We start from the raw sequence: 11315 nt of genomic DNA, 5'->3' as shown, positions 1-11315 counted from the left end.
AGAGCAGAAGATGTCTGGTACCGCGCTCTATAGCAATTCCTGGCACCGGGTCAGCGCGCTGCGCCCGCGGCTGCGCTCGCACATCCATATCCATCGCCACGTCTACCGGGGGCAGGTCTGGTATGTGATGCAGGACCAGAGCAATGGCGAGTTCCACCGCTATACGCCCGAGGCCAATCTGATGATCAGCCTGATGGACGGGCGCCGCACGGTGCAGGAGATCTGGGAGATCGCCTGCGGCCAGCTGGAGGGCGACGCCATGCCGCAGGACGAGGTCATCCGCCTGATGGCCCAGCTGCACCGGGCCGATGTGCTGACCACCGACCGCGCGCCGGACGTGCGCGACCTGGTCGAGCGCCGCAAGCGCCAGCGCATGCAGAAGATCAAGCAGTACATCGGCAATCCCAGCGCGCTGAAGATGCCGCTGCTGGATCCGGACCGCTGGCTGACGCGGGCGCTGCCGTATTACCGCTGGCTGTTCACCTGGCTGGGCGCCTTGCTCTGGCTGGGCGTGGTGGGCGCGGGCGCGGCGCTGGGCGCCATGCATTGGCAGGCCTTGACCCACAATATCTGGGACCAGGTGTTCTCCACGGGCAATGTGCTGGCGATGGCGCTGGTCTATCCGGTGGTGAAGGCCATCCACGAACTCGGCCACGCCTGCGCCGTGAAGGCGCGCGGCGGCGAGGTGCACGAGATCGGCCTGATGTTCCTGCTGCTGGTGCCCATTCCCTACGTGGATGCCTCGGCGGCCTCGGCCTTTGCCGACAAGCGCTGGCGCATGCTGGCGGGCGGGGCGGGCATCCTGGTCGAGTTGTTCCTGGCAGCCGTGGCGATGATCGTCTGGACCCAGCTGGATCCCGGGCTGGGGCGTTCGCTGGCCTATACCGTCATCGTCCTGTGCGGCGTTTCCACGCTGTTCATGAACGGCAATCCGCTGCTGCGCTATGACGGCTACTACGTCTTGTCGGACGCCATCGAGATACCCAACCTGGGCCAGCGGGCCAACGGCTATCTGGGCTATCTGTTCAAGCGCTATGCGCTGGGCCTGCGCGGCGTGGAAGCGCCGCGCGCTACGCCGGGCGAACGCGCCTGGTTCGCGAGCTACGCCGTGCTGTCCTTCTGCTACCGCATGTTCATCATGTTCCTGGCCATCTTCATCATGGCGGGGCAGTTTTTCTTCTTCGGCGTGCTGCTGGCCATGTGGGCGCTGTTCAACACCATCGTCATGCCGCTGTGGCGCCTGGGCCGGCAGTTCTATGCCGACCCGCAGATCCAGGCGCACCGCTTGCGCTCCTATCTGATCTGCGGGCTGTGCGTGCTGGGCGCGGTTGGCCTGGCGGGCGCGCTGCCGCTGCCCTCGTCCACCGATACGGAGGGCGTGGTCTGGGTGCCGCCTTCCGCCCAGGTCAGGGCGCCGGTGGCCGGCTTCGTGCGTGCGCGGCAGGCGGCCGACGATGCGCCGGTGGGGCAGGGCGCGCCGCTGCTGACGCTGGAAAACGACGAGCTGCTGCGCCGCGATGCCATGCTGGCCGCCCAGGTCGACGAGTACCAGGCGCGCTACGTGCAGGCCTATGCGCAGAACCAGGTGCAGGCGGCCATCATGCGTCATCAATGGACCAGCCTGCAGACCGAGCGGCGGGCGATCCAGGAACAGGTCCAGGCGCAGCAGGTGCGCAGCCCGCACGCCGGACGCTACGTGCCGGCGCAGCCGGAGGACATGACGGGCCGCTATGTGCAGCGCGGCGAACTGTTGGGCTATGTGTTGACCGACGCCGAAACCGTGCGCGTGGTGGTGCCGCAATCCAGCCTGGAGCGCATCCACCGCTCGCTCAGGAACGTGCGCGTGCGGCTGGTGCAGGACAGCGGCGAGGAGTTCAAGGCGGTGATCTCGCGCGAGGTGCCGGCCGCTACCGATGAACTGCCCAGCCTGGCGCTCAGCCTGCAGGGCGGGGGCAGCATAGGCGTGGATCCCCGCAAGTCGCAGGAAGGGCGCGCCAAATCCGCGGAGAACCTGTTCGTGATGGACCTGGCGCTGCCCCAGGACGCGCCGCGCGCCTATCTTGGCGCCCGGGTCTACGTGAAGTTCTCGCACGAGCCCAGGCCGCTGGCGTTGCAGGCCTACGACGCGGTGCGGCAGATGGTGCTGCGCCAGTTCCGCCTCTGACATGCGCGCCTTCGACGCTCTCCACCCCGACCCGCTCTATCCTGAAAAGGAGAGCGAGCGCCATGCCAACAAGCTGGAGGCATGGGGCACGGCTGCGCTGCGCTGGCTGAGCCGCAAGCGCCGCCAGCCCCTGTGGCGTACCCGCCGCATCCTGGCGCGGGTGCGGCGCGAAACGCAGGCGCTGGGCGACATCGACCTGGCGGGCGTGCGCCGGCGGGCCGACGAGATCGCGTTCGACCTGCGCGCCAACGGCATCAACCAGGAAAGCGCGGCGCGCGCCTTTGCGCTGATCCGCCAGGCGGGCCGGCTGGCGCTGGGCAAGGCGCATTTCGACGTCCAGCTGCTGGGCGGCTGGGCCATGCTGCAAGGCATGGTGGCGGAGATGAACACGGGCGAAGGCAAGACGCTGACGGCGACCTTGCCGGCCGCCACGGTCGCCATGGCCGGCCTGCCGGTGCATGTCATCACCACCAATGACTACCTGGTCGAGCGCGATGCGCAGATCATGGGGCCCATCTACGAAGCGCTGGGCCTGTCGGTGGCCTGGGTCAGCATGGAAATGGACATACCCGCGCGGCGCAAGGCCTATCAGGCGGACGTGGTGTACTGCTCCAACAAGACCCTGGTGTTCGACTACCTGCGCGACCTGATCGTGCTGGACAGCGACAAGGACGAAGACGCCTTGCGCCTGGAACGGCTGCGGGGGGAGCAGGGCAGGCTATCCCAGCTGTACCTGCGCGGCCTGTGCTACGCGATCGTGGACGAGGCCGACAGCGTGCTGGTCGACGAGGCGCGCACGCCGCTCATCATTTCCGGCGTGCAGGAGGACGACACCGCCGACGTGACGCGCCAGGCCATGGAACTGGCCGCAAGCTTGACGCCCGAACACTACCGCCTGCACCGCGGCGAACGCCGCGCGATCCTGACCGAGCTGGGGCGCGAGCATCTGCGCGGATTGTGCGCCGCGCTGCCGGCGCCGTGGAGCATCCCGTTCCGGCGCGAAGAGCTGATGCTCAGCGCCTTGACCGTGTTGCATCTGTACCGGCTGGATGAGCAATACATCATCCGCGACGGCAAGATCATGGTGGTCGATGAGTTCACCGGACGTGTGATGCCGGACCGGTCCTGGGGCCAGGGCCTGCACCAGATGCTGGAACACAAAGAGGGGCTGGAACTGAGCGAACCGCGCGCCACCCTCAAGAGCATCAGCTACCAGCGCTTCTTCAAGCACTATCTGCTGCTGTCCGGCATGACGGGCACGGCCGCGGAAATCCGCGCCGAGCTGGGCCGCGTTTACGACCTGCCGGTGGTCCGCATTCCCACCCATCGCAAGTCGCGGCGGCGACATGCGCCGGATGTCGTGTACCCCACTCTGGAAGAAAAGTGGGCCGCCGTGCGCGACCGCACGCGCGCCCTGCATCGGCAAGGGGTGCCCATCCTGATTGGCACGCGTTCGGTCGCCGCGTCCGAGCAGGTGGCCCAGGTGCTGGCCCAGGCCGGCCTGCCCGCTGTGGTGCTCAATGCCAAGCAGGACGCCGACGAGGCCGATATGATCGCGCGCGCTGGTGAATTGGGCAGCATCATGATCGCCACCAACATGGCTGGCCGGGGTACGGATATCCCCTTGTCGGAGGCCGCGCGCGAGGCCGGCGGCCTGCACGTCATCCTGACCGAGCGGCATGAATCCGCCCGCATCGACCGCCAATTGGAAGGACGCAGCGGCCGCCAGGGCGATCCTGGCCATGTCGAAGCCATCCTGTCGCTGGAAGACTCCGTGCTGGACAGTGTCGCCAGCGGCGTCTGGGCCGCCCTTTCGCGGCTGCTGCGCGCACGGCGCGGGCAGGACCGCAACGGGTTGGCGGCGCGCTGGCTGCGTTTCGCCCAGGCCCGCACCGAACGAAAACTGGCCCGCGAGCGCCGCCAGATGGTGGCCGCGGATGAAGAACTTGAGAATTCCCTGTCCTTCTCGGGGCAGGGCGACTGACATGCAAAGACCCGACCCCATGACGACCCGCCATCGCTTTGTCCGCCCGGCCCTGTTGGCCTGCCTGTTCGCCACTGCCGCAGGCGCGCAGGGGCTGCCGCCCGATGCCCGCCTGCCGGTGCTGGCCGAGCCCGCGCTGTCCGCGCAGGCCGGCAATCTGCATGCGCCCATGGCCTGCCTGATGGAACCCTTCCAGGTGTCCGAATTGGGCAGCGCGTCGGCCGGCGTGCTGAGCAGCGTGCTGGTGCAGCGCGGCGACGTGGTCAAGAAAGGCCAGGTGGTGGCCGAACTGAACACCAGCGTCGACGAGGCCACGCTGGGGCTGCGCCGCGCCGAGGCGGCCTACCTGAGCCGCGTCGTCGACCGCAACACCGATCTGTTCAAGCGCCAGCTGCTGCCTGCGGGGGATTACGACGAAATGACCTCGCGCAGCCGCCAGGCGCAGCTACAGGTGGCGCTGCAGCAGGCGATTCTGGCCGAACGCAGCATCAAGAGCCCCTTCGACGGCGTCGTCGCCGAGCGCTATGCCGGTCCGGGCGACCGCGTCAATGACAACAAGATCGTCAAGCTGGCGCAGATCAATCCCTTGCTGGTGCGGGTGGTGGTGCCGGAAGGCCTGTATGGCCAGATCAAGGCCGATGCGCAGGCGCAGGTCAGCGTCAATCAGGCGATCACCGACAAGCCGCTGCAAGCCAAGGTCTGGCGCATCGACCGGGTGATGGACGCGGCCAGCGGCACCTTTACCGTGCTGCTGCAGATGCCCAACGAAGGTAATGCAATTCCGTCGGGCATCCGCTGTTCGGTGAAGTTCTGAGCCTGCCTACCAGCGATAGCTCACCGTCCCGATCACCCGCCTGGGCTCGCCGTAGAAGCATCCATAGGTGCAATTCCCGATATAGGTCTTGTCCGCCAGGTTGGTGCCATTGAGCGCAAAGCGCCACGGGCCGGTGCTGTAGCTGATCATGGCGTCGAACAGCGTGAAGGCCGGCACTTCGGCGTTGGTCTGGCTGCGCGTGCTGCCCACATAGCGCATGCCGGCGCCCGCCTTCAGACCGGGCAGCCCGAGACTGCCGAAACTGTAGTCGGCCCAGAGCGAGAGCTGGTTGTACGGCACGCCGGGAGTGCGCATGCCTTCCTGTTCGGGTTGCAAGGGGCTGGCTTGCGTGGTGCGGGCGTCGGTATAGGCGTAGGCGGCGATGAGGTTGATGTCGCGGGTGAGAGCCGAACGGACTTCCAGTTCGAAGCCGCGCGAGCGCACCTCGCCAGCCTGTATCGAGTACGTCATCGACGGATCGGAGGGATCGGCGACCAGCACATTCTTGCGGGTTATCTGGTAAACGGCCGCCGACACCATGGTGTGGGAGCCCGGCGGTTGATAGCGCAGGCCGGCTTCGTATTGCTGACCGGTGGTGGGCTTGAAGCGGCCGCCGCTGCGGTCATTGCCCTCGGTCGGTTCGAAGGACTCGCTGTAGCTCAGGAAGGGGGCGAGGCCGTTGGGGGCGAGGTAGACCAGGCCCGCCCGGCCGGTAAAGGCTTTGTTCTTTTCATTGTCCGCGGTCTTTTCGCCGGTGAAGAAGTTACCCGAGTCGAACCGTACCCAATCCTGCCGTCCGCCCAGCAGCACGACCCAGCGGTCGGCAATCTTCATCTGATCCTGGAGGTATAGGCCCAGCCGCTTGGTATCGCTTTTCCAGGAGTAGGGGTTTTGCGTCTCGATGCCGCCTATCGGACTGCCATAGACGGGGTTGTAGATATCGATGTTGCCGAGTTCGCGCTGGTAGCGTTCGGATTCGTGGTGGGCGACGGAATAGTCCAGACCGGCAAGAAAGGTGTGTTCCACCGGACCCGTGCGCAACTGGTATTGCAGCGAGGTGTCCGAGACGACGCCTGAAGAGCGGTCCCAACGCGGCGCCGCGCCGCGATAGGCGGTCGTGCGGCCGTCATCCTGCAGTCCGCTGATCCAGACCGAGCGGTATTCGTTGCTGGCATGCATGTAGCGCAGGCTGTTGCGCAGCTTCACCTGGTCGTTGAAGGCATGTTCGAACAAATAGCCGACCGAGTAGCGCTCCAGGTCGAACTTGTCGTAACCGGGTTCGCCGGTAAAGCGTTCGCGGGGAATTCTGCCGTTGGGGTTGGGCAGGATCGTGCCGCTTTCGGGCAGGCCGTAGACATAGCCTGTCCTGTCTTTCTGATAATCGGCGAGCAAGGTCAGGGAAGTGGCTGCGCTGGGCCGCCAGGTCATCGCGGGCGCCACGTAGGCGCGCCGGTCAGGAATGTGGTCGATGAAGGTGTCCGCATCGCGGCCGAGAAAGGTAAGCCGGTATGACCAGACGCCTTCCTCGTCCAGCGGCCCGCCGAAATCGCCTGATACCTGCTTGCGGTCGAAGCTGCCGGTTTCGACGTTCAGCTCGCGCAGGGCCGCGGCCGGGGGCCGCTTGCTGATGGTGTTGATGATGCCGCCGGGCGCGGCGGCGCCATAGAGCACAGAGGATGCGCCTTTGAGGACTTCGATGCGTTCCAGGCCATAGGGTTCCTGCTGGCCGTTGAAGATATTGACTGTGTACTTGGTGCCGTCGCGGTACTGGTTGCCGTTGCCATCGAGCTGAAAACCCCGGACGATCAAGGTGTCCGAGGTCCGGTCCAGTCCTTCCGAGCGGTTGACCCCGGCGACATAGCCCAGCGCGTCCTGCAGGTTCTGCGGCTTGAGCATTTCGATTTCCTCGGCGCCGACGATGCTGATCGACTGCGGCGTTTCAATCAGGGCGGTGTCCGTCTTGGTGCCAGTGGCGCTGCGCGTGGCGGCATAGCCGTAGAGAGGGCCGGTGGCGGTCTCGTGCGCGCCGACCACCTCGACGGGAGCGAGCTGCTGAGTGCTGCCAGGCCGCAGTACATAGCCGCCGCTGGGCCGCAGGGCGGCCTCGAAGCCGGTACCCGCCAGCAATGCTTGCAAGCCCTCCTGCGCCGTGTAGCGGCCTTGGATTCCCTTGCTCTGGAGACCGTTGGTCTGCTCGGTCGAGAAAGACACCATCAGGCCGGACTCACGACCGTAGCGGTTGAGCGCGGCGGTCAACGGACCGGCGGGAATGTCGTAGTACCGTGCTTCCTCCGCGGCCTGCGCATGCGCCATTGGGGCGCACACGGCTAGCGGGACGATGGCGGCGCAACCCCGCAGGCCGCGCATGGCCATGCTGGCCAGGGCGTGCAGGCGCAGGCGGCCGGCCGCTGGAATGGAAGTCGTTGGTTTCGGGCGGTTTAAACCCATATGCAGTTCCCCGGAGCAAGAATGAAGGCAATGTGTGGTCCTACTCTTCTTGCCCCGCGAAAAACGAAAAGGGATCAACCGTTGCGGAATTTTTCTGTAGTCCGGGCCGGACGGGGCCGCAGCGTGACCCAATAGCGCGTGAGGTAGCTCACCGTGACGGGCAGGGTGTCGGCGAGCATGTCCAGGACGCGGTCGGTATCGGCGGTGGGATAGGTGCCCGTGACCTTGAGGTGCGCCACCGCTTCGTCCCAGGCCAGGCGGCCGGGGCGATAGCGCGCAAGCTCGGCCAGGAATGCCGGCAGAGGCATGTCCTGGGCGACTATGATGCCTTGGGTCCAGGCCAGCGCATCTTCGTTGGCGGAACCCGCCGCGGTAGCAGCATGACGTCCCAGCCAGCCTTGCTGCCCGGCCCGCAGCAGGGCTGGCGCGCCGCTGGCGGGAGCCAGCTCGACGGCGCCCTCGAAGACGGCGACCAGGCTTTCGGCGCTGCTGCGTCCGTCCAGGTCGCGTACGGAAAAACGCGTGCCCAGGGCGCGGATGCTGCCTTGGCCGGTGCGCACGAGGAAGGGGCGAGGCGGGTCCGCCGCGGGATCCGGCGCGGTGGTGATCAGCAGTTCGCCGCTGATGAGGCGCAGCGCGCGTTCCGTCTGCGTGAATTGGATGTCGATGGCGGTGCCGGCATTGAGCGCGACCTGGGTGCCGTCTGGCAGCAGGCGGTTCAAAAGTTCGCCCGCGCCGGTCCGGCTGTCGGCAGTCCAGCGCCGCCAGGCGCGCTGCTCGTCCAGCATCGAGGCCGCGCCGCCCGCGAAGACGGCAAGCGCCAGCGCCTTGACGAGCCTGCGGCGCGCGGGAGAATCGGGAACGGTGAGCGTTGCGCGCGCCAGGGGCGCGGGCACGCCCTGCAGCTTGGCCTGGAAGCCCTCGATATGCTGCCACGCGCGTTCGTGTTCAGGATCCGCTGCGCGCCATTCGCGCCAGCGCCGAAGCGTGTCGCTGGCCACGCTGTCACCTTGCAGTTCGACCAGCCAATGCGCTGCCTGAAGACGGACGCTGGAGGCGATGGGGGGCATCGGGCCGGGTTCCAGGTAATCGGGTTACGCGAAGCAGCAGTGCGCCAAAGCCTTGGCGATGTAGCGTTTGACCGTGGGCACCGACACGCCAAGCTCGACTGCGATCTCGCTTTGGCGCTTGCCATCGATCTGGGATAGCAGAAAAGCTTGTCTCATCAAGCGGGGCAGGGCGTCGAGCAGGCGATCGATCTCGAACAGGGTTTCGAGCAGGATGGCCTGGGTTTCCGGCGAAGGCGTCTGAGGCTCCGGCAGGAGCGCCAGCGCCTCCAGGTAAGCCTGTTCCAGACGCTGGCGCCGACGCAGATTCAGTACCAGCCCATGTGCGATGGTCGTCAGCAGCGCGCGCGGCTCGCGTATTTCGGGCAGGGCATCCTTTGTGAGCAGGCGCACGAACGTGTCATGCGCCAGGTCGGCGGCGCTGCAGGCATCGCCGAGCTTGCGCCGCAGCCAGCCTTTCAGCCAACCGCCATGGTCGATGTACAGGCCTTCGATGTCCTGCTGCGGTAACGCGAATTTATTGGCCGGCACGGCAAGCCCCCCCACCGCGCATCGGGCCTGGATTCGGCCGGCATCAGTGTTTATGAGAATGGTTCTTATTATATAGCATGAACACCGGCCGATCGAAGATAGCGCCGTTTCAGGCCGCCCAATCCGCCACGAAGTCGTCGCGGAACCGCCGTATCCAGTCCAGCCGCGTGGCTGCAAGCACGCGGCCGCCTTCCGTCTGCATGGTTTGCGCGATGCGCGCGAGCTTCAATTCGATGTGATCCAGCGTATAGACGCCATCGTCCAGTTGCCGATGCTCGCCCATGGGGTCGGTGGGGTGCGCCAGCGCCCGCCCCAACTGCCCGCCGACGTGGAACATGCGGGCCAGTCCCACCGGTCCGAGCGCATCCAGGCGGTCGGCATCCTGCACGATGCGGGCCTCGATGGTGCGCGGCGGGATGTTGGCGGAGTAGCTATGGGCTTCGATGGCGTGATGGACGGCAGCGAGCTTGGCTGGCGGATAGCCGATGGCCTGCAGCTCGCGCACGGCCTGGTCAGCCGCCATGCTCGAGGCGCGCGCCCGGTCGGGATGGTTCTTGGGCAGGTTTACCAAGTCATGCAGGTAACTGGCGGCCATGACCACCACGGCGTCGGCTTCGGGGTGGTGCGCAAGCATGCTGGCGGCGGCCTTCCATACGCGTTCCAGATGGCTCAGGTCATGCGCGGCGTCGCCGGTGTCCGCGCCCTGGGCGATCTGTATGAGCTGCGGCCGCAATGCCGCCAAATCTACGCGTACGTTCATTTCTTTCCACCAGCTTCGGGACCAGCGGAAAGTGTACACAGGGCGCTTCGGGCCGGGCCGCGCATCCCGCCGCGCGGCCCGCGCGCGGCGTCAACCGCCCTGCGCCTGCATCCGTCCCGCCGCCGTGGAGCAGATCCGGTACACCAGCGCCGACACCACGAAGCTGGCCGGCGCGGCGAGCGTCGCCGCGAAGCCGGCGGTATGCATCAGCGCCAGGCCGCAGATCGCGCCGGCGAACCAGCCGGCCAGGCCGGCGCGGTTGAAGGCCGCGCCGCCGCCGTGCTGCGGCGCGGATTCCTGGCCGCCCAGGATGTGGACCAGCGCCACCGCCACCCAGGACACCACGAATATGCCCTGGTAGGCGAGCGCCTGCAGCAGGTACGAGAACACGTCCAGCAGCATCAGTGCATAGGTCACCGCACCCACGATGACCGCCCACATCGCCTTGGGCCAGCGCATGCCCGGCCAGCGCGCGAAGAACGCCTGCATGTTGATGGTGGCCAGGTAGTAGTTGGCGGTGTTGATGCGGGTCTGCGTGATCCAGACGAACAGCAAGCCGCCCAGGCCCATCAGCTTGAGCAGCGCCAGCACCACCGACACTTCCGACAGCGCGGCGTCGCTGGGAATCGTGCTGACCAGATAGATGCCGGCCACGCCGTTGAGCAGGAAGGTCACCAGGTAGAACGGCATGCCGAAGTTGTAGCGGCTATGGTAGGTCTGGTCCTCGCGCTTGCCGAAGCGGGCGTAGTCGAAGGTGAACATCATCAGGACCCACACGCCCATGTAGTACACGAAGGCGTCCCACCAGCCGCCCGGGACGGGCCCTTCGGGCGGGCCGAACGACAGCCAGGCGTCGCTGTAGCCGTATTCCTGCGTCGCCATCACCACGGCCAGCAGCAGGCCCAGCAGATAGAACGGCAGCAGCACGCCGTTGAACTTGTCGAGCCATCTTTGCACGCTGCCGAAGATCAGCAGCACGCTGTAGATGACCACCACCAGCGCCACCAGCCAGTACGGCACGGCCGGATAGAGATGATGCGCCGCGACCGACATCACCGCGCCTTCGAACACTGCGTAGTAGATGGCGGTGGCGAAGAAGATCAGCGTGGCCAGCGCCGCGCCCGAGGTGCCGAAGAGCCGGCGCGAGAACAGCGCCACCGACAGGCCGCTGCGGATCGCATAGCGACTGATGACGCCGTTGATCAGCCCGTAGCTGATCACCGACAGCACCATGCCGATGATGGCGTTGCGGGCGCCGTATTTCAGCGCGAGCGTGGCGCCGACGACGATGTAGAAGACGGCGCTGCACACGGCCCACCAGGCCATGGTGAGGGCGTAGCGGGGCATGCGGTCGCTGTCGGCGACGGCGTGCAGCGAGTTGTCCGTCTCATCGGACGGTTTGCGTGAGGTCATGTTGGCCATGTCGGATCTCCTGGCGGGATCGGATGCTGCGGTTCGACTGCGGAACGGGCGCGCCTCGCCCACCGGCCTTGCCAGTGGGCGAGGCCGGAATACACGAAAACGGGGGAAGGGCGCGGCCTGGCCGC

At 66.7% G+C, this 11315-nt stretch carries 8 protein-coding genes; 3 read left to right on the top strand and 5 right to left on the bottom strand.

Annotated features, from left to right (window positions below; all coding sequences use genetic code 11):
* The first annotated feature begins 10 nt into the window (after nucleotides 1-10).
* From N5C88_RS13495 to N5C88_RS13485, 3 genes are read left to right on the top strand one after another with little or no spacing between them, the layout of a single operon-like run.
* Nucleotides 11-2164 carry an efflux RND transporter periplasmic adaptor subunit gene (locus N5C88_RS13495; protein ID WP_059379580.1) on the top strand — a complete coding sequence of 718 codons (2154 nt, stop codon included), beginning with the start codon at nucleotides 11-13 and terminating at the stop codon, nucleotides 2162-2164.
* A gap of 1 nt (nucleotide 2165) precedes the next feature.
* Nucleotides 2166-4148, top strand: coding sequence for a preprotein translocase subunit SecA (locus tag N5C88_RS13490; protein WP_280015476.1), 1983 nt, complete (start codon nucleotides 2166-2168; stop codon nucleotides 4146-4148).
* Between the two features lies 1 nt (nucleotide 4149).
* Nucleotides 4150-4962 (top strand): efflux RND transporter periplasmic adaptor subunit, encoded by an 813-nt coding sequence (locus tag N5C88_RS13485; RefSeq protein ID WP_280015475.1) that lies wholly within the window; start codon nucleotides 4150-4152, stop codon nucleotides 4960-4962.
* 6 nt (nucleotides 4963-4968) lie between these two features.
* Here N5C88_RS13485 and N5C88_RS13480 read toward each other — a convergent pair whose 3' ends face one another.
* From N5C88_RS13480 to N5C88_RS13460, 5 genes are all read right to left on the bottom strand, one after another.
* Complete coding sequence (locus N5C88_RS13480) at nucleotides 4969-7410, bottom strand: TonB-dependent siderophore receptor (RefSeq protein WP_280015474.1); 2442 nt, start codon at nucleotides 7408-7410, stop codon at nucleotides 4969-4971.
* Nucleotides 7411-7484: 74 nt separating this feature from the next.
* Nucleotides 7485-8480, bottom strand: a complete 996-nt coding sequence (locus N5C88_RS13475; RefSeq protein WP_280015473.1) for a FecR domain-containing protein — start codon at nucleotides 8478-8480, stop codon at nucleotides 7485-7487.
* Between the two features lie 24 nt (nucleotides 8481-8504).
* On the bottom strand, nucleotides 8505-9008 hold the full coding sequence (locus tag N5C88_RS13470; protein WP_251881185.1) for a sigma-70 family RNA polymerase sigma factor: 504 nt from the start codon (nucleotides 9006-9008) through the stop codon (nucleotides 8505-8507).
* Nucleotides 9009-9117: 109 nt separating this feature from the next.
* Nucleotides 9118-9768 (bottom strand): HD domain-containing protein, encoded by a 651-nt coding sequence (locus N5C88_RS13465; RefSeq protein WP_280015472.1) that lies wholly within the window; start codon nucleotides 9766-9768, stop codon nucleotides 9118-9120.
* Between the two features lie 90 nt (nucleotides 9769-9858).
* Nucleotides 9859-11190 (bottom strand): allantoin permease, encoded by a 1332-nt coding sequence (locus N5C88_RS13460; protein WP_280015471.1) that lies wholly within the window; start codon nucleotides 11188-11190, stop codon nucleotides 9859-9861.
* Between the last annotated feature and the right edge of the window lie 125 nt (nucleotides 11191-11315).

It is taken from the genome of Achromobacter sp. GD03932, assembly GCF_029839485.1.
Taxonomy (GTDB): Bacteria; Pseudomonadota; Gammaproteobacteria; order Burkholderiales; family Burkholderiaceae_B; genus Achromobacter; species Achromobacter bronchisepticus_A.
The sequence above is the reverse complement of the archived record's forward strand: the minus strand, read 5'-3'. Positions and strand labels throughout refer to the sequence as shown.